This window comes from Thermus scotoductus DSM 8553 (genome assembly GCF_000381045.1).
Lineage (GTDB): Bacteria > Deinococcota > Deinococci > Deinococcales > Thermaceae > Thermus > Thermus scotoductus.
The window spans coordinates 29,943-51,803 of record NZ_KB905741.1; the positions used below are offsets into that span (position 1 = coordinate 29,943).

The 21,861-nt window shown below is 65.6% G+C and carries 23 protein-coding genes; 2 read left to right on the forward strand and 21 right to left on the reverse strand.

Features of this window, described 5'->3' with window-relative positions; all coding sequences use genetic code 11:
- Nucleotides 1–5: 5 nt before the first annotated feature.
- From argR to gmk, 4 genes are read right to left on the reverse strand one after another with little or no spacing between them, the layout of a single operon-like run.
- The gene (argR, locus tag F604_RS0106125) at nt 6–482 is read right to left on the reverse strand and encodes an arginine repressor (RefSeq protein ID WP_015718057.1); all 477 of its coding nucleotides are present in this window, start codon (nt 480–482) and stop codon (nt 6–8) included.
- A 10-nt stretch (nt 483–492) separates the two neighbouring features.
- The gene (gene coaBC / locus F604_RS0106130) at nt 493–1,683 is read right to left on the reverse strand and encodes a bifunctional phosphopantothenoylcysteine decarboxylase/phosphopantothenate--cysteine ligase CoaBC (RefSeq protein ID WP_019550866.1); all 1,191 of its coding nucleotides are present in this window, start codon (nt 1,681–1,683) and stop codon (nt 493–495) included.
- Nucleotides 1,684–1,983 carry a DNA-directed RNA polymerase subunit omega gene (gene rpoZ / locus F604_RS0106135; protein ID WP_019550867.1) on the reverse strand — a complete coding sequence of 100 codons (300 nt, stop codon included), beginning with the start codon at nt 1,981–1,983 and terminating at the stop codon, nt 1,684–1,686.
- A complete protein-coding gene (gmk, locus tag F604_RS0106140) occupies nt 1,964–2,626 on the reverse strand; it encodes a guanylate kinase (RefSeq protein WP_019550868.1) in 663 nt (220 codons plus the stop codon). The genes rpoZ and gmk overlap by 20 nt, the downstream gene beginning before the upstream one ends.
- Before the next feature lie 92 nt (nt 2,627–2,718).
- Here gmk and F604_RS0106145 point away from each other — a divergent pair, with 92 nt between their 5' ends.
- The gene (locus tag F604_RS0106145) at nt 2,719–4,146 is read left to right on the forward strand and encodes a glycoside hydrolase family 13 protein (protein ID WP_019550869.1); all 1,428 of its coding nucleotides are present in this window, start codon (nt 2,719–2,721) and stop codon (nt 4,144–4,146) included.
- On the opposite strand, the gene F604_RS0106150 is transcribed toward F604_RS0106145, so the two are convergent.
- The 17 genes from F604_RS0106150 to F604_RS0106230 all read right to left on the reverse strand — a co-directional run bounded on the left by F604_RS0106150 (nt 4,143) and on the right by F604_RS0106230 (nt 21,178).
- Nucleotides 4,143–4,589, reverse strand: a complete 447-nt coding sequence (locus F604_RS0106150; protein ID WP_019550870.1) for a methylated-DNA--[protein]-cysteine S-methyltransferase — start codon at nt 4,587–4,589, stop codon at nt 4,143–4,145. The two genes, F604_RS0106145 and F604_RS0106150, sit on opposite strands and share 4 nt — an antisense overlap.
- A gap of 25 nt (nt 4,590–4,614) precedes the next feature.
- The gene (locus tag F604_RS0106155; protein ID WP_019550871.1) at nt 4,615–5,712 is read right to left on the reverse strand and encodes a SpoIID/LytB domain-containing protein; all 1,098 of its coding nucleotides are present in this window, start codon (nt 5,710–5,712) and stop codon (nt 4,615–4,617) included.
- A 21-nt stretch (nt 5,713–5,733) separates the two neighbouring features.
- A complete protein-coding gene (gene bshC, locus F604_RS0106160) occupies nt 5,734–7,188 on the reverse strand; it encodes a bacillithiol biosynthesis cysteine-adding enzyme BshC (RefSeq protein WP_019550872.1) in 1,455 nt (484 codons plus the stop codon).
- Nucleotides 7,189–7,198: 10 nt separating this feature from the next.
- Nucleotides 7,199–7,825: a Crp/Fnr family transcriptional regulator gene (locus F604_RS0106165; RefSeq protein WP_019550873.1), complete on the reverse strand. Its 627-nt coding sequence runs from the start codon at nt 7,823–7,825 to the stop codon at nt 7,199–7,201.
- A gap of 9 nt (nt 7,826–7,834) precedes the next feature.
- Nucleotides 7,835–8,644 carry a menaquinone biosynthesis family protein gene (locus F604_RS0106170; protein ID WP_026329016.1) on the reverse strand — a complete coding sequence of 270 codons (810 nt, stop codon included), beginning with the start codon at nt 8,642–8,644 and terminating at the stop codon, nt 7,835–7,837.
- A 20-nt stretch (nt 8,645–8,664) separates the two neighbouring features.
- Nucleotides 8,665–11,448, reverse strand: a complete 2,784-nt coding sequence (locus tag F604_RS0106175; protein WP_026329017.1) for a tetratricopeptide repeat protein — start codon at nt 11,446–11,448, stop codon at nt 8,665–8,667.
- A gap of 89 nt (nt 11,449–11,537) precedes the next feature.
- Nucleotides 11,538–12,560 carry a 1,9-bis(guanidino)-5-aza-nonane synthase gene (locus F604_RS0106180; protein WP_019550876.1) on the reverse strand — a complete coding sequence of 341 codons (1,023 nt, stop codon included), beginning with the start codon at nt 12,558–12,560 and terminating at the stop codon, nt 11,538–11,540.
- Nucleotides 12,561–12,622: 62 nt separating this feature from the next.
- Nucleotides 12,623–12,844, reverse strand: coding sequence for a hypothetical protein (locus tag F604_RS0106185; RefSeq protein ID WP_019550877.1), 222 nt, complete (start codon nt 12,842–12,844; stop codon nt 12,623–12,625).
- Nucleotides 12,844–13,734 carry a 2-hydroxyacid dehydrogenase gene (locus tag F604_RS0106190; RefSeq protein WP_026329018.1) on the reverse strand — a complete coding sequence of 297 codons (891 nt, stop codon included), beginning with the start codon at nt 13,732–13,734 and terminating at the stop codon, nt 12,844–12,846. Before F604_RS0106190 ends, F604_RS0106185 begins: the two co-directional genes overlap by 1 nt.
- Nucleotide 13,735: 1 nt before the next feature.
- Nucleotides 13,736–14,257, reverse strand: coding sequence for a GNAT family N-acetyltransferase (locus F604_RS0106195; protein ID WP_019550879.1), 522 nt, complete (start codon nt 14,255–14,257; stop codon nt 13,736–13,738).
- A gap of 19 nt (nt 14,258–14,276) precedes the next feature.
- Nucleotides 14,277–15,551, reverse strand: coding sequence for a Glu/Leu/Phe/Val family dehydrogenase (locus tag F604_RS0106200; RefSeq protein ID WP_019550880.1), 1,275 nt, complete (start codon nt 15,549–15,551; stop codon nt 14,277–14,279).
- Nucleotides 15,552–15,562: 11 nt separating this feature from the next.
- Entirely contained in the window at nt 15,563–16,822 is a 1,260-nt protein-coding gene (locus F604_RS0106205; RefSeq protein WP_019550881.1) for a Glu/Leu/Phe/Val family dehydrogenase, read from the reverse strand.
- An 84-nt stretch (nt 16,823–16,906) separates the two neighbouring features.
- Complete coding sequence (locus tag F604_RS0106210) at nt 16,907–17,860, reverse strand: polyprenyl synthetase family protein (protein ID WP_019550882.1); 954 nt, start codon at nt 17,858–17,860, stop codon at nt 16,907–16,909.
- A gap of 46 nt (nt 17,861–17,906) precedes the next feature.
- On the reverse strand, nt 17,907–18,248 hold the full coding sequence (locus F604_RS0106215) for a hypothetical protein (protein ID WP_248644143.1): 342 nt from the start codon (nt 18,246–18,248) through the stop codon (nt 17,907–17,909).
- 95 nt (nt 18,249–18,343) lie between these two features.
- Nucleotides 18,344–18,979 carry a redox-sensing transcriptional repressor Rex gene (locus F604_RS0106220; RefSeq protein ID WP_019550884.1) on the reverse strand — a complete coding sequence of 212 codons (636 nt, stop codon included), beginning with the start codon at nt 18,977–18,979 and terminating at the stop codon, nt 18,344–18,346.
- Nucleotides 18,976–19,794: an SPOR domain-containing protein gene (locus F604_RS0106225; protein ID WP_019550885.1), complete on the reverse strand. Its 819-nt coding sequence runs from the start codon at nt 19,792–19,794 to the stop codon at nt 18,976–18,978. Before F604_RS0106225 ends, F604_RS0106220 begins: the two co-directional genes overlap by 4 nt.
- A 1-nt stretch (nt 19,795) precedes the next feature.
- Nucleotides 19,796–21,178 (reverse strand): tetratricopeptide repeat protein, encoded by a 1,383-nt coding sequence (locus tag F604_RS0106230; RefSeq protein ID WP_019550886.1) that lies wholly within the window; start codon nt 21,176–21,178, stop codon nt 19,796–19,798.
- Between the two features lie 65 nt (nt 21,179–21,243).
- Here F604_RS0106230 and F604_RS0106235 point away from each other — a divergent pair, with 65 nt between their 5' ends.
- On the forward strand, nt 21,244–21,756 hold the full coding sequence (locus F604_RS0106235) for an HNH endonuclease (RefSeq protein ID WP_026329021.1): 513 nt from the start codon (nt 21,244–21,246) through the stop codon (nt 21,754–21,756).
- Nucleotides 21,757–21,861 lie beyond the last annotated feature (105 nt).

Consider the following 21,861-nt stretch of genomic DNA (forward strand, 5'->3'; position numbering starts at 1 on the left):
AAGGCCTAAAGGCGCATCTTCCCCGCCACCAGGAGTTCCCCGAACTCCTCCTCCAGGGCCCTCGCCCCTTCCTCGGTGCGGGCCACCACCAGGATGGTATCCTCCCCCGCCAGGGTGCCCACGATCTCGTCCCGTTTGAGGCGGTCCATCAAAAGGGCGATGCCGGAGGCGTGGCCCTCCGCCGTCTTCACCACCAGGATATTCCCCCCCCGGTCCACATCCTTGACGAAGAGGCCAAACTGCCGCTTCAGCTCCTCGTAAACGTCCTCGGGAAGCTCCATGGAGGGCAGGGCGTACTTGTGCCGCCCCTTGCCCAGGGAAACCCGGGCCAGCCTCAGCTCGGCGATGTCCCGGCTCACCGTGGCCTGGGTCACCTCAAACCCCAGCTGCCTCAGGCGCTCCACCAGCTCCTTCTGCGTGCCGATCTCCTCCCGGCTCACGATCTCCTGAATGGCGCGGTGCCGCTCCGCTTTGCTTCGCATAGACACCCCTCTAACCCTTCCAGAACTCTTTAACCAAGTCCAGTATACGGTCGGCCACCTGCCGCTTTTTCATGCGGGGGAGTTCCAGCACCCGGCCATCCCGCAGGAGGAGGACCACCTCGTTCTCGAGGCTGCCGAAGCCCACTCCCTCCCGGTTCACCCAGTTGAGGACGATGAGGTCCAGGTTCTTGCGGAGAAGCTTCTCCTTGGCCCGCGCCAAGCCCTCCCCGGTCTCCATGGCGAAGCCCACCAGGACCCTCGGTCCCTTGTTCTCCCCCAACTCCTTGAGGATGTCGGGGTTGGGAAGGAGGCGGAGAACCTTCTCCGCCGCCACCTTGGGCTCCTTCTCCCGGCTCACCTCCGCCGGGCGGTAGTCGGCCACCGCCGCCGCCATCACCACCGCCTGGGCCCAGGAATAGCGCCCCAGAATGGCCTCACGCATCTCCAAGGCGCTTTCCACCTGCACCACTTCCACCCCCCAAGGGGCGGGCAGGGCCGTGGGCCCGGAAACCAGCACCACCTCCGCCCCCCGGTCCCGGGCAGCCTCGGCCACGGCGTAGCCCATGCGGCCCGAGGAAGGGTTGGAAAGGTAGCGCACCGGGTCCAGGTACTCCCGGGTGGGGCCGGCAGACACCAGAAGCTTAAGTCCCTTAAGGTCCTTGGGGGTGAGGAAGGCCTGAAGCCTCTCCAAAAGCTCCTCGGGCTCCAGCATCCGTCCCCATCCCTCCCCCTCCCCCACCGCCGCCAAGGGGCCGTAAGCGGGGCCAAAGATGGCGTGGCCCAGCTCCTTCAGGCCCTGGGCGTGCCGCTGGGTCTGGGGGGAAAGCCACATGGCCTCGTTCATGGCCGGGGCCCAGGCCACCCGCTTAGCCCCTGCGAGAAGCGTGGCGGAAAGGAGGTCGTCGGCCAGGCCCAGGGCCGCCTTGGCCATGGCGTCGGCGGTGGCGGGAGCCACCAAAACCACATCGGCCCAGCGGGCGAGTTCTATATGTAAGGCCCGGCCATCCGGCCTGAACCAGGCCTCCTCCGTGGCCACCTCCCCTCCAGCGGCCACCGCCAGGGAAAGGGGGGTGATGAACTCCAGGGCCCTGGGGGTGGCCAGGACCCGTACCTCGTGGCCCTGGCCCCTGAGAAGGCGGAGGAGGTGGGGGGCCTTGATGGCCGCCACCCCCCCCGTCACCGCCACCAGGACCCGGGCCACCTACTCCTCCTCTTCCACCGGGTAAAGGCGTTCCATCTCCCTCTGCAGGCGGTCCTCGGGCACCAGGTTCTCCCCGAAGACCAGCCTTCCCGTGAGCATCTCCTTCATGGCCCAGGTGACGGGGTTGGGATCGTCCAGGATCCCCTCGAGGGTCCGCATCTTGGGCCTCTCCTCCGGCTCCAGAACCGTGTTCTTAAAGCGGTGGCGGAGAAGCTGCTCCGCCCGCTTGGCCACCACCACGGTGAGCCGGTACTTGGAATCCACCATGTCAAAAAGCTTGTCAATCCCGGGTTCCGCCATAACTCCTCCGTAGAATCTCGTCCAGCTCAGCTTCCAGGTCCTTATCCCGCTTCAAGGCCCTCTCCAAGGCGGGGCCCATCCTGGGGGTGCGCCGCCTCTCGGCGGTAAGGATGGCCAGGAAGTCGGCCACCGCCTCCTCCAGCACCTCGTTCACGATCACGTAATCAAAGAGGTGGGCGTTTTGAATCTCCCATTCCGCCTGCTTTAGGCGCTTCTCAATCTTCTCGGGACTATCCTTGCCCCGGTAGACCAGACGCCGCTTCAACTCGGAAAGGGAAGGGGGCAGGAGGAAGATGAGGACCGCCTCCGGTATCTTCTTGCGCACCTGCAGGGCTCCCTGGACCTCGATCTCCAGGAGGACATCCTCCCCCCGGGCCAAGGCCCGCTCCACCGGAGCCTTGGGGGTACCATAAAGGTGCCCCACGTACTCGGCGTGCTCCAAGAACCCATCCTCCCGCAACAGGGCCTCAAAGGTGGCCCTGTCCACAAAGTAGTAGTCCACCCCATCCCGTTCCCCGGGACGCGGGGGACGGGTGGTCATGGAGATGGAGTAGAAGAGGCGGGTGCGCTCCAGCACCTTGGCCCGCACCGTGCCCTTCCCCACCCCGCTGGCGCCGGTCATGACGAAAAGGCGGCCTCCCATACCCCTCACCCCGGGAGGATACCAAAGCCACCTGGAGGAGGCAAGGATTTTTGTGACCTATAACACACTACCTGCGTGGTACACTTGGGCCCGTGGCTTGGTACGAAGGCGCTTTCTTCTATCAGATTTTCCCTGACCGGTACTTCCGGGCCGGCCCCCCGGGCAAACCCGCCCCCACGGGGCCCTTTGAGCCCTGGGAGGCTCCCCCCACCCTTAGGGGCTTCAAGGGGGGCACCCTCTGGGGCATAGCGGAGAAAATCCCCTACCTCAAGGACCTGGGGGTGGAAGCCCTTTACCTGAACCCCGTCTTCGCCTCCACCGCCAACCACCGGTACCACACCACGGACTATTTCCAGGTGGATCCCCTCCTGGGGGGGAACGTGGCCCTAAGGCACCTCCTGGAAGTCGCCCACGCCCACGGCATGCGGGTCATCCTGGACGGGGTCTTCAACCACACGGGTAGGGGCTTTTTTGCCTTCCAGCACCTTCTGGAAAACGGAGAACAAAGCCCCTACCGGGACTGGTACCACGTGAAGGGTTTTCCCCTAAACCCCTATAGCCGCCACCCCAACTACGAGGCCTGGTGGGGCAATCCCGAGCTTCCCAAACTCCGGGTGGAAACCCCGGCGGTGCGGGAGTACCTCCTGGAGGTGGCGGAGCACTGGATCCGCTTCGGCGCGGATGGCTGGCGGCTGGACGTGCCCAACGAGATCCCTGACCCCGAGTTCTGGCGGGCCTTCCGCCGGCGGGTGAAGGGGGCCAACCCGGAGGCCTACATCGTGGGCGAGATCTGGGAGGAAGCCGACTTCTGGCTCCAGGGGGATATGTTCGACGCCACCATGAACTACCCCTTGAGCCGGGCCATCCTGGGATTCGTGGGGGGAGAGGTCCTGGACCAGGAGCTATCCTCCCGTTCGGGCCTGGGGCGGATAGAGCCCCTGCAGGCCCTGGCCTTCAGCCACCGCCTGGAAGGCCTCTTCAGCCGCTACCGCCCGGAGGTGGTGCGGGCCCAGATGAACCTCCTCACCTCCCACGACACCCCCCGCCTCCTCACCCTCCTTAGGGGAAGCGTGGAACGGGCTAAGCTGGCCCTTTCCCTGCTTTTCCTCCTGCCTGGAAACCCCACGGTGTACTACGGGGAGGAGGTGGGGATGGAGGGGGGCCACGACCCGGAAAACCGGGGAGGGATGATCTGGGACGAGGCCCGTTGGCAGGAGGAAATCCGCCAAACCGTGCGGCGCATGGCCCGCCTGCGCCAGGAACACCCTGAGCTCCGCACCGCCCCCTATCAGCGGGTCTATGCCGCAGACGGGCACCTGGCCTTCACCCGGGGGCCCTACCTGGTGGTGGTGAACGCTTCTCCTGAGCCTTTCCGCCAGGATTTTCCCCTGCATGGTGCCCTGCCTCGAGGGGCCCGGGCCGTGGACCTCCCCTCCGGGAAAACCTGCACCCCGGCGGGAGGACGCCTTTGCGGACCCGAGCTTCCCCCTTTTTCCGTGGCCATCTGGGTGGAGGTCTAGGGCCAGGCTCCTTCAAAGCGCAGGAGCCAGGCCTTAAGCCCCTCCTGCCCGGCAAACCCCCCAAGCCGCCCGTCCGCGTGGATCACCCGGTGGGCAGGCACCAGGAGGAAAAAGGGCGAGGCCCGCATCCCCGCCCCCACCGCCCTCGGGGAAAGGCCAAGCTCCCGCGCCAGGCTTCCATAACTTTCCGTGCGCCCGTAGGGGATAAGGCGCACCCTCTCGTAAAGGGCCACCCGCTTGGGAGAGATTCCCATGTAGTCCAGGGGAATATCCAGGAAGTCGGGCCTTTCCCCGGCGAAATAGGCTAGAACTCGCTCCCGTATTCTGGCAGCCAAGGGACCCCTGGCCTCTTTCCCCCGGGGGAAAAGGGCAGGCACTAAAAGCCGCACGCCATCGGAGCTCACCTCGAGCCACAAAGGACCGATGGGCGTGGGAATCAACATGGCTCTTTAGCGGGGTCGGCCGAGGCTATCTTGTGGCCCAAGCCTCCTCGGGGCCCGGAATCCCACCCAGCAAAAGGTCGGAGAGGAAGGTGCCGGGGAAGTAATGCCCGAGGATCTCCCGGTACCCGTACCCTGCCTCCGCCATGCCCTTGGCACCCCACTGGGAAAGCCCCACCCCGTGCCCTGCTCCCCGGCCCTCCGCCTGCCAGCCCCTAAACTCCACCAAGGCCGAAGGCAGGCCCAGGTTCCGCACCAGCCGCTGGGCCTCGGGGCCCTGCACCTCCACCCCCAAAAGCCGCAGGCGCCACACCCTTCCCGAGGCGCTTCGCTCCAGCACCACCGGGGAATCCCCAAGGGAGCCAGTCTGGGGTGTACGGCCCATGGCCCTCAAGGCCGCCGCCGCCCGCTCCGGGCTCACGGAAAGCTGCCACTGGCTTTTGGGACCCCGGGCGTAGGGGTCCGGCCTCGGCCGCAAATAGGGCAGGGCCTTCTGAAAGACCTCCTCACTCCCTGCGGTCATACCCCCGGAGTCGGCGTGGTAGAGAGCGGAAATGGCCCTTCCCTGGTAGCTGAGGACCTTCCCCCGGGTACCCCTCACCGCCTCAGTATGCCTGGGGGTTTCCACGGCCAAGCCCAGGTAGACCTGGCAGATCTCGCTGGCGCAGAGGTCGTAAGGCGCCCGGGGATTCAAGCGGTTCACGGCGAAGGTGCGGGCCACCACCGCCTGGGCCTCCAGGGCCTCCTGGGGGAAGCCCTCGGGCATCTCGGCAGGGAGAACGCCGAGGAGGTAGTCCTCCAAAAGGACCTGGTTCACCACCAAAAGCCTCCCCTCCTGGGCAAGAAGGCGCACCCCACCCCTATAGGTGCGCCCATCAAGGCGGAAATAGGGTCCGGGAAACTCCCAAAAGGGCTGGAGCCTGCCCTCCACCCAGACCCCTTGGGCCTCCCCCCTGGCCCGCACGGTTCCCTGGCCCTCCGGCAGGAGAAGGGATACCTCCTGGCCCTCCGGCACCTCCTTAAGGAGCACCCTGAGGAGGAGGTCCTCCTTCTGGCCCCGGGAGGGCAGGAGCCAGACCAGCAAAAGGAGGCATGCCAGAAGGGCACCCTTTAACCCATGCGACATATATTGCCCCCATCCTACCACCTAGCCCAAAACCAAGGTGGCCCTTCCCGAGATGGGTGCCTCCTGGAGCTTAAGGAGGGCCTCCGGGTGGCGCAAGGCGTACATGGCAAAGGGGTAGACTCGTTCCTGGGGCAGGCCTCGAGGCAAAAGGTGCCGCTTGAGGCGCTCCTGGTGATGCAGAAGGACCGCATCCCGCCCCATGCGGGCGCGAAGGAGCTTCTTCAAAAGCCTTTCCCCCTCCCCCTTCAGCCTCGCCTGGAAGCGGCGGAAAGGCCTTTCCAAGGTGGGCTCCAGGGCATGGGCCTTCTGGCCCAGGGCCTCCACCTCCTCCAAGAGGCGCAAAAGCTCGGCCTCGAGGCCCCTGAACCCTTCCAGCACCTCCTTGACAGCCTTAAGAAAGGCATCCTCCCCCCCATCCACAAACGCCCAGGGATCCAGGCGGTACCTCTCCACAATGCGGCGGATGGGAGGCTCCAAAACCACCGCCCTCAGGCGAAGGAAGAGGGCAGGCATGGGGATGCCGTAAAGGGCGTAGACCCCGGAAAGCTCGGCCACATACCGGAACTCGTTGGGACCCACCACGAAGCCCGCCGTGGGCAGAACCAGGTCCTGGAATACCGGCCTCAAGCCCGCCGCAGGGGTGAGGCGGCTGGGATCGGTCCTGAGGATCTCCAGAAGCTCCTTTTTGCCGTAACGACGCACCCCGTCGGTAAAGGCTCCATCCTGGTAAAAAAGCAGTCTTCTTTGATCAGTTTCTAAAAACAGATTGGTGGCCCCTGGCTTGCGCTTCAAAGGAGGCTTGCCCCCCAAAGCGCGGATGCGCTCCGCCTCCTGGTTGATGGCCTGGGCGCTTGAGCTGGGGTCCTCCAGCTCCCTTTCCAGGGCCTTTTGGAAAAGGGGGGCAAGCTCCGGGGCCATGGGGTCAAAGGGAATGAGGCCCCGCTCCCCCAAAAAGGCCAAGAGGGTGCGGGCGAAAAACTCGGACAGGGTTTCCCCCTCGAGGGCGTAGGCCACCCGGGCATCCCGGGACCAGAAGCCCAGAAACTCCCTCACCGCCTCTCGGTAAGGGGCAAATGGAATCCGCCCTGCGGGAAGGGGCGGCAGGGGCAGGGACAGGGTACGCACCTCCTCCTCCAGGAGAAGGTGAAGGTGGCGCACCTCTTCCACATCGTGGTCCTGGGAAGCCACCCAGAAGAGGGAAGCCGCCCCCACCTTTTCCGCCAGGCCCAAGGCGGTGTGGGCCTTGTAGAAGGTCAGGGCCGGCCCTCCCAGAAGCCCCGCCTGCTGGCCCGTGACCACCGCCCCCTGCCCCAGGCCCTCGAGGGCCCCCAGGACCTCCCATGGAGCCTGAAGACGCTTCAGGTAAGCCGCAAGCGCCGAAGAGAGTTGGGGATGGCCTTCCCGGCCCAAGCGCTCTTTGAGGACCTCTTCCCCCTGGGGTAGGCCCAAGAGCTGGGCCAGGACCTGGGCTTCCATGCTTCAAAGCCTAAAGCGCCTCGGCCAGGCGGGCAAGGGCCTGGGGTTCCCGGACCTCCACCCTACGGTAGCCCAGGTCCACCACCCCCGAAAGGGCCCACTCCCCCAGGAGCTTGGTCACGGTCTCCCGGGTGGCCCCCACCATGCGGGCCAGGTCCTGGTGGGAAAAGGCCACCTCCCCCGCCTGGCTTAGCCTCAGGAGAAGCCGGGCCAAGCGCTGGCTCACGGAGAGGTGGCGCAGTTCCCAAAGCCGCTCCTCCGCCTCCTTCAGCCGGGCGTAGAGGGCCTCCAGGAGGAAGCGCTCCACCTCGGGAAAACGCGCCCGCACGGGGGCCAGGGCTTCCTGGGGGGCGAAGAGGAACTCGGCGTAGGTCAGGGCGGTGGCCCCCGAAGTGCGCCTTCCTCCCCCCACCAGGGCCTCCTCCCCAAAAAGCCCCCCAGGCCCCACCACCCCCAAGGTGGCGGGCTCCCCTTCCGCCGAGCGGGGTCCCTCCAGCCAGACAAGCCCTTCCCGCACCAGGTACACCCCGTCCGCCCGGTCCCCCAGGGCGTAGAGGGAGGTGCCCCGCAAGACCCTCTTGGGCTGGAACACCCTGGCCACCTCCCGCCGGGCCTCGAGGGAAAGCTCCTGGAACATGCCCCGAGTTTACAAAAAGAGGGGGGCTTCGGAGGAAGGGATAAGCCCCCGGGCCTCGGCCTCAGCGAAGAGCCGTTTCACCGCCTTTTCCCCTTCCTCCCCCACGTCCTGGCTGAACCCGTTCACATAGGTGCGCACATGGGCCCAGATCACCTCCTCCGAAAGCTCCTGGGCATGGGCTTTCAGGTAGGGAAGGGTTTCCTCGAGATGGGCAAAGGCGTATTCCAGGCTCCGCCGCACCGCCTCGTCCAGGGCCTGGATGAGCTCCTTCCCCAGATCCCGCCGGGCCAGGATGGCCCCCAAGGGAAGGGGCAGGCCCGTTTCCCCCTCCCACCACTCCCCCAGGTCCAGGACCCTGACCAGGCCGTACTCCGGGTAGGTGAAACGGCTTTCGTGGATGATGAGGCCTGCCTCCACCTCCCCTTGGGCCACCAGGGGCATGATCCGGTCGTAGCGCACCTCCACCGGCTCAAACCCTTCCGCGTACAGGGAGAGGAGCAAAAAGGCCGTGGTGTTCCGCCCGGGAATAGCCACCCGGGCTCCCTTTAGGCTCCTCAAGGGCTTTTTGGCCACCACCAAAGGGCCCACCCCTCTTCCCAAGGCTCCTCCGCTCCTCAGGGCCACATACCGGTCCCGCACCCTCCCATAGGCGGCATAGGAGAGCTTGGTCAGGGGTAGCCTCCCCTCCAAAGCCCAGCGGTTCAGGGTTTCCACGTCCTCCAAAACCGCCTCCACCGGAAGGGGGCTTTCCACAAGGCCATGGGTGAGGGCGTAGAAGATGAAGGTGTCGTTGGGGCAGGGGGAGTAGCCCAGCTTCAGAACCGGCGCCTCCACGAACCCTACTGTACCCCCTTGAGGGCTCGTTTGAAGAGCTCGGGGGCGAAGGCCTTGAGGGCTCTTAAAAACCCCGTGGCCCCCCGGGCCCGCCCCGGGATCACGTAGACCGGAACCCCCAGGCGCTCCGCCTCGAGGCGCACAGGCTCGGAGAAGTCATGCCCCACGTAGCTGGAAACGATCATCAGGCCATGGGCCTTTTCCAGGCGGTTTTGGATGCGCTTTAGGGCCTCCTTGCCCACGCCAGCGCTGTCCGCATCAAACCAATCCACCTTAAGGCCCCGGGCCTCGAGGAAAGGAACAAGCCGGCTTCTAAGCTGGGTGTGCCCACCCACCACCAAAAGGTGTTCCCCGTGGAACTGGGGCAGGCCCTCCTGCAGGAGCTCCTCCTTGGTCTCGGGCAGGGCCTTTGGGCTTTCCTCCAAGGCCTCCAGGCCCCGGCTCACCGCCTTAAGCTCCTCCAGGTAAAGGGTAAGGCTCTCGTCGTGAGGCCTGAGGAACAGGAGGTTTCTCAGGACCTCCCGGGAAAGGTCCAGGTCCTTTTCCCGGTAGAGGGCTACCTCCAAGGCCTTCTGCCAGTGCTCCGCCGCCTTCCGCCAGTTGCCCTGGGCCTCGTAGTGCTCCGCCAGGTCAAAGAGCACCTCCAGGGCCTGGGGGTCAGCCTTCAGTTCCTCCAGCAAGAGCCTTTCCACCTCCTCCCCCCGCCCCTCGGCATACAGGGCTGCCAGGTACTGCCCCCGCACCTCCGAGGCCTCGGGGCTTTCCCGGAAACCACGGGAAAGCCGGTAGGCCAGGGCCAGAAGCTCCAGGGGGGGCTTGGGCGTGCGGGAAAGGGCCTGGTAGAGGAGGCTAAAGGCAGCCCAGGGACCCTCGAGCCTCTCAAGAAGCTCCAGTAACCCCATGAGGTCCTCCTCGGCCACCTCGGAAAGCCCGGCATCCCGGGCCCGGGAGAGAAGCTCCCTGGCCAGGACCTCCTCTCCCCCCTTCAGGGCCTCCTGGGCCAGCTGGAACAGGTAGGGGGCAGGGTAGGCCCTCAAGGCGTGGGCCCGCTTGTGGTCCCCCAGGATCTCTTTAAGGGGCCGCCTGAGGGCCCTCTTCACCTGGGCCAGGTGGTGGTAGGCCAGGCCCGCCACCTCCCCTGTTCCCCGCTCCGCCGCCCGCTCCAAAAGGCGCAGGGCCTCCAGGTGGCGCCCCTCCCGTTCCCGGAGCATCCCAAGAAGCAGCAAGGCCTCGGGGATCTCCGCCCGGGCCAAGGCCTCGGTGAGGTAGGGCTCCACCGGCTTTAAATCCTCTAGAGGCCGCACCTCCAGAGGGGAGCGCACCCTTAGGGCCACCAAGGCGAGCCCCAAGAAGCCCTCGGCCTCGTCCAGATCCGCAAGCCTCCTGGCATACCGCTCCGCCCGGGCAAAAAGCCCCTGGATCAGGGCGGCCTTTAAGCCAAGCCGGAGCATCTCCCGGGTCAGGAGGGTTGGGGAAAGGTCCTCCACAAACTCCGCCCGGCGGCTTACCTCCGCCCACTCCCCTTCCCGGGCGAAGCGGCGCATGCGCTCGGTGATCCGCTCCAGGGCCTCCCGCACGTACCCTTCCGCCTCGGGCAGGCCCGATTCCACAAACTGCCTGAGGGCGTCCGCATACCGCCCCAGGCTCAGGTAGACCCGGCCCAGGTAAATGCGGTACCTCCCACCCCTCCCGGCCAGGGCCTCGAGGCGGGGCCTGGCCCGCTCGTACTCCCCGAGCTCCACCAGCACCATGGCCCTCAGGTCCTCCGCCTCCTCGGAAAGAGCCCGCCTTAAGACCTCCTCCGCCTCGGCATAGCGGGAAAGGGCGAAAAGGGCCCGCCCCCTCAGGCAGGCCGCCTCCCCTTCCACTCCCTCGGGCAGATGGGCCAGCACCTCCGCATACCGCCCTGCGGCCAGAAGCTCCCGCACCTCGGAAAGATCCCCCTGAACCAGAACGGGAACCTGCAGGGGTGCCTCCTCGAGGTCCAGGGAAGCTTCCTCGTCCACCGCCAGGGACCAGGCCTCCTCTTTAACCTCCAGTGCCTCGGGCCTTCTCGCCAGCACCAGAAAGTACTCCCCTTCCCCCACCCGCTCCACCTGGTCAAACCCCAGGTGCTTTAGGCCTTCCTCCACCCCTTCCGGGCTTTTGCCCAGGAAGGGTCCGTGGCCGTAGATCAAAAGCCCACCGGGCCTCAAAAGCCGGGCCAGAAGGGGAAGGCGATCAAAGAAACTGAAGTGCTTCCAGAAGGAAGGGGCCTCGAGGCGGCTTTCCAGCTCCTGGTCTACAAAGCCCTCGGGGAACACGGAAAGGAGAAGCAGGGTGTCAAAGGGAGGAAGCTCCGCCTCCTCCGCCCAGGCCGCATGCCAAACCACCTCGGGCACCCGCTTTTTCCCAAGCTCCACGGCCTTCTCCACCCCGTCCAGGGCGTGGAAGGAAAGCTCGGGCCGCTTCCTTTGCAAATATCCCACCAAGGCCCCGGTGAAGGCCCCCACCTCCAAAACCCGCCCCTCCAAGCGGGAAGGCACCTCCCGGGCGTAGAACTCCAAAAAGGGCAGGTGCATGCCGTAGACCAAGGCCTCCCCTTTGGGCACCTTGAGGATCTCCTGGTAGAAACTTCGCACCGCCTCCCTGCCGCCCCCCGAAAGGTAGGCCCGCCAGGCCTTGAGAACAGGCTCCCGCTTGGCGGGGCTTCCCACCCGCTTGGCCAACTCGGCCTCAAAGCGCCCTGGGGAAACCGGCCCCAAGACGCCAAACCGCTCCTTCAGGTATAGCCTTAGCTCATCGGGCATTTGCCGGAAGTCTACCAAAGGGAGGGGGGGTTGGTCCAGCAGAAACCCCCCGCCCGGGCATAACCCCAAGCGGGGGGAACCCCGGCCCGCTAGGCGGGAACCTCCCCAGCGAAAAGGTCGGCGTAGCGCCGCTTGGCCCGCATGGGAGCCCGGTGGTAAACGTAGGAGGCCAGGAGGGGGAAGGCCAGGGTGGCCTCGGCGAAGACCATCTGGGAAAGGGCGGCGTCCACCTTGCCCCAGCTTTGGGCCTCGGAGAGGGTGGAGCCGGAAAGCCCCCCATCCCGCTCGTCGGCCACGGTGATCTGGATGGCGTACTTGTGCATCTCCACCTGGTGGCCCAGCACCTCGGCCGCCACCACGATGTCCTGGGCGAAGTTCTTGGGCACCCCACCCCCCAGCATCACCAGGCCCGTGGTGCCGGCTTTGAGCTTGATCTGGGTGAGCTCGCGGAAGTCGGCCACGGAGTCAATGGTCACGTGGGCCTTGGGGTTTTTCACCTGGTGGTAGACCAGGCCGAAGCCTGCGGAGGAGTCGGAGAAGGCAGGCACGAAGATGGGCACCCCCTCCTCGTAAGCAGCCCGGACGATGCTCTTCTCCCCCAGGCCCCTTTCCGCCAGGTAGCGGCCCATGTGCCAGATGAACTCCCGGCTGGAGTAGGGCCTAGGCTCCAGGGAATCGGCGATCTCGGCGATGGTGTAGTCCGTGTGGCGGAGCTCCTCCTCGTCGATGTAGGTGTCGTAGATGCGGTCGATCCAAAGCTGCCTAAGGGCTTCATCGTCAGCCTTGGGGTCTCCCTGGTAGTGGCGGTGGCCCAAGGCCTCAAAGAAGTCCTGGTCCACAATGTTGGCCCCGGTGGCCACGATGGCGTCCACCAGGCCCTTCCGGATGAGGTCGTGGATGATGAGGCCCTGGCCCGCGGAAACCAGGCTCCCCGCCAGGGTGAGGATGACGCCGGCGTCGTCCTCCAGCATCTTGAGGTAGATCTCCGCCGCCCGGTAGAGGTTCCGGGCCTGGAAGGCCGTCTTGCCCATGGCCTCGAGGATGGGCCCAGCGTCAAAGGCCTTGATGTCTATGGGAACCACGGGCGTAGAGAGGAGTTCTTTCTTCTCCATCCTTCTCCTTTCTACGCGGGGTGGGCGTCGGGCGGCTCCCCCCTTGTTCGCGCCCCCTGCCTTTAGGGCAGGACTTCCAGTATACCACCCCCGGCGATGGGGGGGTAGACCTCGAGGGGGCCCTCCACTTCCTCGTGGGGCTCCACCATCCTTCCACCCACCGCCAGAAGCCAGGCCTCCTCCAGGGGAATGCCCAGCTTCTCCAGGGCTTCCTTGGGCGTCTTGGCCTCCACCTCCAAAGCCTCCCCAAACCGCCTAAGGTCCCCGTGAAGGACCAACTTCATCAGTATCCCTCCAAAACCACGTTCCTAAGGGGCTCACCCCGGAGGTATCGCCCCACCTGCTCCGCCAAAAACCGGGCCGCCCGGCGGTGGAAACCCTGGGAAAGCCCAGCCACATGCGGGGTGATGAGGACTCCAGGAGCCTGCCAAAGAGGATGGTCGGAAGGTAGGGGCTCAGGGTCAGTGACATCCAAGGCCGCCCGAACCTTCCCCTCCCGTAGCGCCTCGAGGAGGGCTTCTGTGTCCACCACTGGCCCCCGGCCAGCATTCACCAAAAGGGCTCCCGGCTTCATCCAGGAAAGAAAATCCCGGTCCACCAGCCCCCGGGTTTCGGGGGTAAGGGGAAGCAGAACCACCACGGCATCCGCCTGGGGCAGAAGATGCGGGAGGTCCTGGGGAGTGTAGACCCCAGGGCGGGCGTGCCTGGCCACGGGAAGCACCTCCACCCCAAAGGCCCTAAGCCTCTCCTCCACGGCTTTCCCGATGGAACCGTAGCCCAATAGAAGCACCTTCTTGCCCTCGAGGTCGGCCAGCACCCTGGGAGCCCAGCGCCCTTCCCCCTGGGCCTGCAAAAAGGCAGGCAGGTCCTTAAGGAGGGCCAAAAGGCTCATCATCACCCACTCCGCCACGGGCACGTCGTGGATGCCCGAGCCATCGCAAAGCACCACCCCCTCGGGCACAAGGGGCAGGATCCAGTCCACCCCGGCGGAAAGGGTCTGGACCACCTTGACCTCCACTTGTTCCAGCACCCGCCGCACCACCGCCTCCTGGCCGAAAGGAGGCAGGAAGAAGTCCACCGCCTTGGGCCAAGGCTCTTCCAGGTAATATACCTCCACCTCTTGGGGTAAAAGGGCAAAGACCTCTTCCCTAAGCCTTGGGCTCAAGATGCGCACGCTAGCCTTCCGGCTGACCACGGGTCACCTCCATGTACACATCCTCCCTGCCCTTGGGCCCCGGGCCCAGGCCCACCTGGCGGAAACCCGCCTTCTCAAAAGCCCGCCTCGCCCTAAGGTTATGGGCAAAGGTGCGGAGCTTTACCCGCTTAAGCCCCAAGGAACCGAAGGCGTAGGCCAAGGCCGCCCGCACCGCCTCGGTGCCGTAGCCCTGGCCCCAGCGGTCCTTCCGCCCGATGAGGATGCCCAAGGTAGCCTCCTCGGGGGTGAGATCGTAAAGCTCCAGGGTCCCCAGGTACTCCCCCTTCTCGTCCAAAATGACAAAGGCCAGGCGGTCCTTGCGGCGCATCTCCGCCAGGACGAAACGCTTGAAAAGCCAGAAAGGCGAGCGCAAGGGGCTCGAGCCGTTCCACTCCGCCACCTCAGGATCGCGGAAGGTTTCGTAAAGCCCCTTCCACTCCTCCTCGGTGAGCCCCGCGCTAAAGGGCTTCAGCGCAACGCGGCCATAGCGGGGCCAGTCCACACGAATAGCCTAACGGAGGCTAGGGGTAAAGCCCCCTGAGGGCCCTGGCCTCGAGGACCCGGGTGGCGGCCACCACATAGGCCGCCGTGCGCAAGGGAATCTTCTTCTCCTGGCTCACCTGCCACACCGCCTCAAAGGCATTCCGAAGAACCCTCTCCAGGCGGGCGTTGATCTCTTCCTCCGTCCAGAAGTAGGAGTTGAAGTCCTGCACCCACTCAAAGTAGCTCACCGTCACCCCCCCGGCGTTGGCGATCACGTCGGGCACCACCAAAACCCCCTTCTCCAGGAGGATATCGTCGGCAGCCGGGGTGGTGGGGCCGTTGGCCCCCTCGGCGATGATCTTGGCCTGGATCCGCCAGGCATTCTGCTCGGTGATCTGCTTTTCCAAAGCCGCAGGGATGAGAAACTCTGCGGGCACGGCCCAGAACTCGGGATTGGGCAGGGGCTCGGCCTTGGGGTAACCCCGCACCCCCCCGAACTCCGCCACGTGCCGGAGAAGGTCATAAGGATCTATCCCCGCCTCGTTGTAGATGGTGCCCGTGTGGTCCTGGATGGCGATGATCCGGGCCCCGTGGTCGTGGAAGATGCGGGCAGCGGCGTTCCCCACGTTGCCGAAGCCCTGGAGGATGACCCGGCTTCCCTCTATGGGAAGGCCGATCTTCTCCGCCGCCGCCCTGGCGGTGACGAAGACCCCGCGGCCCGTGGCATCCCGCCTTCCCAAGGAACCCCCCAGGGCAATGGGCTTCCCCGTCACCACCCCTGGCACCGTGCGGCCCACGTTCATGGAAAAGGTGTCCATCATCCAGGCCATCTCCCGCTCTCCGGTGTTCACGTCGGGGGCAGGAATGTCCCGATCCGGGCCCAAAAGGATCCCGATCTCCGAGGTGTAGCGGCGGGTGAGGCGCTCCAGCTCGCCAGGGGAAAGCTTCTTGGGGTCCACCCGGATGCCCCCCTTGCCGCCCCCATAGGGCAGGCCCACGGCGGCGTTCTTAATGGTCATCCAGGCGGCCAGGGCCATGACCTCGGAAAGGGTCACCTCGGGGTGGTAGCGCACTCCCCCCTTGGCCGGCCCCCGGGCGGTGTTGTGGTGGACCCGGTAGCCCTCAAAATAGGCCACGGTGCCGTCGTCCAGGTGAATGGGTACGTCCACGATCAAAATCCGCTTGGGCCTTTTAAGGCTTTCCGCCAAAGGGGCATACCGCCCCAGGTAGGGGACCACCCGGTCCACCTGCTCCACGAAGATCTCCCAAGGACCGCCGTCCTTGCCCAGGTAGGAAAGGGGTTCGCTCTTCATAGACACTCCTCTTAGGGGTAGACGCCTCTTAGCCGCGTGGCCTCGTTCACCCGTTCCAAGGCCAGGGCCATGGCCCCGGTGCGCAAATCGGTGGAAAGAACCTCAGCCCTATCGCACACCTCAGCCACCGCCTTGGCCACGCTCTTAGCGAAGCTTTGCCGCACCTCCTCCTCGCTCCAGAAGAACATGTTGAGATCCTGTACCCATTCCAGATAACTGGCCAAAAGCCCCCCGCCCCCCGTTAGGAGATCCGGCACCACCAAAATCCCCTTGCCCAGGAGGTAGGCTTCGGCCTCCTGGGTGAGGCCGAAGTTGGCAGCCTCCAGCACCACCTTGGCCTTCACCGCTTTGGCCATCTCCCCGTCCAAGGCCTCCTCGAGGGCCGCCAGGACCAGGTAGTCCACATCCAAGGCGAAAAGTTCCTCCGGGGCAAGGTCGTAGCGGGGAAGCTCTCCCGTGGCCTCGTAGTGGCGCAGGACCTCGGCCACCTCGAGGCCCTCTTCCTGGTACATGGCCCCCCGGGCCGTGGATACCGCCACCACCTTCAAGCCCATCCCTTCGGCATGCAAGGCGAAACTGCCTCCCACCTGGCCGAAGCCCTGCACCGCCACCCTGGCCCCTTCCAGGGGAAGCCCCCGGCGCCCGGCAAGCTCCTTGAGCACCAGGGCCACCCCAAGCCCAGCGGCATCGTCCCGGCCCTCGCTCCCCCCAAGGGCATGGGGCTTGCCCGTCACCACCCCGGGCACCGTGGAACCCACGGTCATGGAGTAGGTGTCCATGATCCAGGCCATCACCTGCTGGTCGGTCCCCAGGTCGGGGCCCAAGATGTCCATGTCAGGGCCGATCAGGTTGACCAGCTCGGCGGTGTAACGGCGCACCAGCCGCTCGAGCTCCCTCCGGGAAAGAAGCCTGGGGTCGGCGACAATCCCCCCCGCCGCCCCGCCAAAGGGCAGATCGTAAACGGCCGCCTTCAGGGTCATCCAGGCGGCCAGGCCCGCCGTCTGGCCCAGGGTTACCTTGGGATGAATCCTCACCCCCCCCTTAGCGGGCCCCCGGGCGATATCGTGCACCACCCGATAGCCCTGGAAAACCCGCACCTTCCCGTCGTCCATGACCACGGGCAGGGAAACCGTGACCAGGCGCTTGGGGTGAGCCAGGTACTCCACCGTGGTGGGGTGGATCGCCGCCACCCTTAAGGTCTTTTCCAATCGCTCCAGGAAGGCCTCCCAGAGGCCAGGGTCCTCCGGAGGCCGATAGGCGGGAAGGCTCATACCATCACCGATGGGATTATACCCCGCTCCAAAGCCCAAACCCCATGGGGCCCTCAAATCGACCAGCCTCGGCCCGGGGCGGGATCAGGAGAGCCTCTCCGCTTCCTTAAGGGCCAAGGCCCTAAGGGCCTCCTTGTAGGGGGAGGGACGAAGGGGCTTAAGGGCTGCCGCGGCCAGAAGCGCCCTCTCCCGGATACGCCTTTCCACCTCCTCCGCCACCCCGCTTTCCCAAGCCAGCATGCGCAGGCGATCCAGGTCCCCTTCACGCCTTCCCTTCCGCCTCAGAACCTCCCGCACCTCGGGAAAGCGCTCCATGAGGAGAAGGGTGATCAACGTGGCCTTGCCCTCCCGCAGATCCCCCCCCACGGGCTTGCCCAAGGCTTCAGGGGTGCCCATGAGGTCCAGGTAATCGTCCCGCATCTGGAAGGCCTGGCCGTAGAGGAGGCCAAAGCGGGCCAAGGCCTCCCGCACCTCCCCATCCACCCCCTTGAGGAGGGCGGGGCCTTCCGTGCTGAGCTCCATAAGCACCGCCGTTTTGGCGGTGATGATGCGCTCGTAGTTCTCCAGGGAGTAGTCCTCCAGGGCCGCCACCTGGAACTGCAAAACCTCCCCTTCGCTCAAGGTCTTGGCCACCTGGGCAAAGCGCTCCACCAGCTCCATCCTCCCGGTCTTGGCGATCACATGAAGGAGCCGCGAAAGGAGAAAATCCCCGGAGAGTACCGATACCGCATTGCCGTATTTACGAAAGGCCGCCTCCTTGCCCCTTCGGGTTTCGGCGTCGTCAATGAGGTCGTCGTGAAGCAGGGTGGCGGAGTGCAAAAGCTCCACCGCCAAAGCCAGCTCCATCTCAAAGGGAGCACCTCCCAGGGCCCTCGAGGCCAACAACACCAACCGGGGGCGGATGCGCTTGCCCCCCGCCGTCACCAGGTCTTGGTGGATAAGGCGCACGAAGAGGACATCCGACTGCACCAGCTCGGAGAGGGCCTCCTCAAAGCGACGAAGGGAGGCCTCGAGGTCGGGAAGGGCGATAAACCCCATGCCCCTGAGTATACGCCAGGCAGGCCGGGCCACCTTTCCCTGAGGCTCAGTAAATCTCTATGGGCGCAGGGAGAGGGACCACCTTGGACTGCCCGTTGGCGGAGATGATGCGGTACTTGACCACCTGAACGGGGGACAGGGGTGTGGAGGCCCGCTTCTGGTAGTCCCTGGAGTAGGGTCCGCAAGGATTGGGGCTCGAGGGCGGACAGGCCTCGGGGATGATGAAGGGAGCATCCACGGCATTGTCCGAAGAATCCAGGAGGACCACGGACCCCGCCCCGGAGCCCGGGAGGGCATAGAGGGTGAGGGTGTAGCTGTACGTGTAGACAGTGTTGTTATTCTGGTCTGTCTCTCTAGAAAAGCTGAAGTTTTCCCGCGACACCAGCACGGTGGGTCCTCCGAAGGTTACCCCCCCCTCAAAAAGGTTCCCGCAGCCTGAAAGAAGCCCGCCTAACAGCAAGAGTAGACCCACCTTTGCCCTCTTCATCCCATCATCTCCTCTCTCCACTTGGGGTTAAGTATGGAAAAGCTCAGGCGCGTAAGGCCCGCCAAAAAGTCCACGTTCTCCACCGCCACCTCTTTAGGCACCTCCAGCACCGTGGGAGCGAAGTTGAGGATGCCCTTGATCCCTGCGGCTACCAAGCGGTCGGCGGCCTCTTGGGCGGCCTCCCGGGGCACGGTGAGAAGGGCGATCTCAATGCGGCCCGGAACCCTCACCGGGAGGAGGTCCAAATGCTCCACCACCCCGCTTCCCACCTTGCGGCCAATCTTCTCCGGGTCTATGTCAAAAAAGCCCCTAAGCTCAAAGCTCTCGCCAAACCCCGGATAATCGGCCAAAGCGCTACCCAGGCGGCCCATGCCCACGATGCAAAGACCCCATTTGCGGTTCAACCCCAGGATGTGGCGGAGCTCCCGCTTAAGCACGGGGACCGTGTAACCCACCCCTCGGGTGCCGTAGGAACCGAAGTAGGAGAGGTCCTTCCGCACCTGGAAAGCCGTTACCTGGGCCTCTTCTGCCAGCTGCTCGGAGCTGGTGCGGTGGATGCCCTTAGCCTCCAGTTCCTCCAGGATACGCAGGTAGGTCACCAACCGGCTGATGGCGGCGCTGGGTACCTTCATCGCACCTCCAGGGCCTCGAGGCCCAAGGCCTGCACTTTCGCTTTTAGCGCCTCTTTTTCCTCCTCGGCCACCGGGCCAATGCGGACCCGGTAAACCCCATCCTTGACCAACACCACCGGCAGGTCCATCTCCCTAAGCTTGCTTGCCAGGGCTAAGGCGTTTTCCTCTTTTTGGAAGGCTCCCACCTGCAGGTAGAGGGTGCTGGAGGCGGGCGGGGGTGCCCCCTGGCCCCGGTACACCTGGGCCCCATAGGAGGCCAGGACCTCCGCCACCCTGCGGGCCTCGGCCTCGCTGGTATAGGGACCCACCACCACCCGGGTCAGGTTCCCCGCGGGCTCCAGCCGGGCTGGGTAACCCTTCTCTACCAGCTCCTGGCGGAGCCTGGCCGCATTCCCCGGGTCGGCGAAGGCCCCCACCGCCACCCTGTAGACCCCGCTGGGGGTGGAGGCCGGAGGGGATGGGGCTCTGGACGGGGATGTAGGCTCGGTCGGGGCCATGGTCTTAGGTTCCGCTGGCGGCTTGGACGCAGGACCCGGCTCCACGGGAGCCTGGGGTAGGGGGAGCACGGTAACCACGGGTTCAGGGGCCGGTTTGGCCTCAGGGGAGGGCACCTGGGGGGCAGGCTCCACCTTGGGAGGCTGGTCCGGGGAAGGAGGGGGCGAGGAGGTGACCGAAGGCCCGGGCATGGGCGAGGCACTCTCCCTTGGCCGGGCAAAGGGATTGATGCCGGTTAGGTAAAGGACAATGCCCGCCGCCACCAGGGCGATGAGGAGAAAGATGAGGAAGTCCAACCAGTTCTCACGTAGCCAACGCATCCTACCTCCGAAGCAGGGCCCGCGCCTCCTTCGAGCCCAGGGCCGCCGCCTGGTTCAAGGCCCGCTCTGCCTCCGCCTCCCGGCCTAGGCCCTTTAAGGCCAGGCCCAGGTTGTACCAGGCCGCCGCCTGCCTGGGGGCTCTTCCCAGCACCTCCCTGAGGACCAGCTCCGCCTCCCCGAAGCGCCCCAGGGCCACCAAGGCTGCCGCCAGGTTCACCCCCACCTCCGGACTCCGGCTGGACTCATAAAGGGGGCGGAGGAGGGCCAGGGCCTCCTCGAGGCGGCCCATCTCCAGGAGCAACGTGCCCCGTAGGGCCTGGGCCTCCGGGGAACCCACTCCCTCAAGAAGCTTAAGGGCCTCCTCCTTCCGGCCTAAGGCATAAGCGGCCTGGGCCTTGAGGAAGGTTCCCAAAGGCCCAGCCTCGTCGGCATAGCGGTAAGCGTTTTGGTAATCCTTCAGGCGCAAGGAGGCCACCGACAAGCTCAAGGCCACCTGGGGCTCCGGGCTTACCCGATAGGCGGAAAGCAGATAACCCATGGCTCCCTTGGCATCCCCCGCCTGAAGGCGCGCCTGCCCCAGAAGGTAGGCGGCTTCCCAAAGGGATGGATCCAAGGCATAAGCCTCCTTCAGCAAGGGCTCGGGACGGGAGGAGAGAAGCGCCTTGCGCAGGAGGAGCCTGGCCCTGGCCTTCCCCTCCACGGCTTTAAGCCCCCGGTCCAGCTCCCTCAAGGCCCTTTCCTTAAGCCCTTCCTCCGCCAGGATGCGGGCCAGCAGGTCCCAGCCCTCGGCCGACCTGGGTTCCCGGTTGAGAAGGCCATAGAGCACCGGCACCGCCTCGGCCCGGGCCCCGGAGGCGTAAAGGGCCTGGGCCAGGGCCAGGTGGTAGGCGGGGCTCCGCTCTGGGGTAAGCCCCTTCCTTAAAACCTCCGCCGCCTCCTTGGCCTGTCCCGCCTGGGTGAGGGCGCTGGCCCAGCCCAAAAAGGCCTCCTCGGTGGGGGAAAGCTCCGCCGCCTTGGCAAAGGCTTCCGCCGCCTCCTTGGCCTTCCCCAGGCGCAGGTAGACCTGGCCCAGGTTGTAATGGCCCTCGTAACGGTCGGGGAAAACCCGGACCATCTGGTCAAAAGCGAAGCGGGCCTCCTCGAGGCGGCCCAGGCGGAAGAGGCTCACCCCAAGGCCCAGATGGGCCTCAAAGCGGCCATAGTCCTGCGCTAGAACCTCTTCGTAAGCCAGGGCGGCCTGGACGTACTCCCCGGCTTTGAAAAGGGATTCTGCCCGCTCCAAGGAGGTTTGCGCCAAAGCCAAACCCAGCCCGAGGAGAAGGGAAAGGGCTTTGGGAAAAGGTCTCATCATAAGGGCCTCCAAACCCGTCGTTGCCCTTAGCATAGCATAGCTCCAGGCGAAAGGCCTTTTGCTATCCTAAGGACGTGGGTGGGGTCCCTGTTAAACCCTTGGACCTGGATGCCCCAAGGGTGCTGGTGCTGAATGCCGCCTACGAGGTCCTGGGGCTCGCCAGCATCAAGCGAAGCGTCCTCCTGGTGCTTTCCGGCGGAGCAGAGATGCTTTCGGAAAGCGGGCGCTACCTGCACACTCCCTCCACCCGGATCCCAGTCCCCAGCGTCATCCGCTTGAAGCGCCTGGTGCGGCGGGGGCCAAGCCGCATCCCCCTAAACCGCCGCAACATCCTGAGGCGGGACCGCTACACCTGCCAGTACTGCGGCCGCCAGGGAGGGGAGCTCACCGTGGACCACGTGCTTCCCAGAAGCCGGGGAGGCAGGAGCACCTGGGAGAACCTGGTGGCCGCCTGCCGCTCCTGCAACCTGAAGAAGGGGGACCGCACCCCCGAGGAGGCGGGGATGCGCCTACTAAAGCCTCCCCGGGCGCCCAAGGCGCCCCTTTTTCTTTCCGACCTGAAGGAGGTCCCCGAGGACTGGCAGCCCTACCTTCAAGCCTGGTTGTCGTGACGACTCCCCGGACTAAAGTCCGGGGCTTCTCGGGATTGCTCCCGAAGGCCCCGTCCGGGCCCAGAAAGACCTTGACTCCGTATCGGCAGGCGAGCGCAATGCTTC

Bases quoted from the DNA above. Each gene is read 5' to 3' on its own strand.
- F604_RS0106165 (WP_019550873.1), bottom strand. From the start codon at position 7,825: ATGTTCCAGGAGCTTTCCCTCGAGGCCCGGCGGGAGGTGGCCAGGGTG.
- F604_RS0106230 (WP_019550886.1), bottom strand. From the start codon at position 21,178: ATGCTAAGGGCAACGACGGGTTTGGAGGCCCTTATGATGAGACCTTTT.
- F604_RS0106220 (WP_019550884.1), bottom strand. From the start codon at position 18,979: ATGAAGGTACCCAGCGCCGCCATCAGCCGGTTGGTGACCTACCTGCGT.
- bshC (WP_019550872.1), bottom strand. From the start codon at position 7,188: ATGGAAGCCCAGGTCCTGGCCCAGCTCTTGGGCCTACCCCAGGGGGAA.
- F604_RS0106225 (WP_019550885.1), bottom strand. From the start codon at position 19,794: ATGCGTTGGCTACGTGAGAACTGGTTGGACTTCCTCATCTTTCTCCTC.
- F604_RS0106185 (WP_019550877.1), bottom strand. From the start codon at position 12,844: ATGAAGTTGGTCCTTCACGGGGACCTTAGGCGGTTTGGGGAGGCTTTG.
- argR (WP_015718057.1), bottom strand. From the start codon at position 482: ATGCGAAGCAAAGCGGAGCGGCACCGCGCCATTCAGGAGATCGTGAGC.
- F604_RS0106210 (WP_019550882.1), bottom strand. From the start codon at position 17,860: ATGGGGTTTATCGCCCTTCCCGACCTCGAGGCCTCCCTTCGTCGCTTT.
- gmk (WP_019550868.1), bottom strand. From the start codon at position 2,626: ATGGGAGGCCGCCTTTTCGTCATGACCGGCGCCAGCGGGGTGGGGAAG.
- F604_RS0106205 (WP_019550881.1), bottom strand. From the start codon at position 16,822: ATGAGCCTTCCCGCCTATCGGCCTCCGGAGGACCCTGGCCTCTGGGAG.
- rpoZ (WP_019550867.1), bottom strand. From the start codon at position 1,983: ATGGCGGAACCCGGGATTGACAAGCTTTTTGACATGGTGGATTCCAAG.
- F604_RS0106150 (WP_019550870.1), bottom strand. From the start codon at position 4,589: ATGTTGATTCCCACGCCCATCGGTCCTTTGTGGCTCGAGGTGAGCTCC.
- F604_RS0106155 (WP_019550871.1), bottom strand. From the start codon at position 5,712: ATGTCGCATGGGTTAAAGGGTGCCCTTCTGGCATGCCTCCTTTTGCTG.
- F604_RS0106175 (WP_026329017.1), bottom strand. From the start codon at position 11,448: ATGCCCGATGAGCTAAGGCTATACCTGAAGGAGCGGTTTGGCGTCTTG.
- F604_RS0106200 (WP_019550880.1), bottom strand. From the start codon at position 15,551: ATGAAGAGCGAACCCCTTTCCTACCTGGGCAAGGACGGCGGTCCTTGG.
- F604_RS0106180 (WP_019550876.1), bottom strand. From the start codon at position 12,560: ATGGAGAAGAAAGAACTCCTCTCTACGCCCGTGGTTCCCATAGACATC.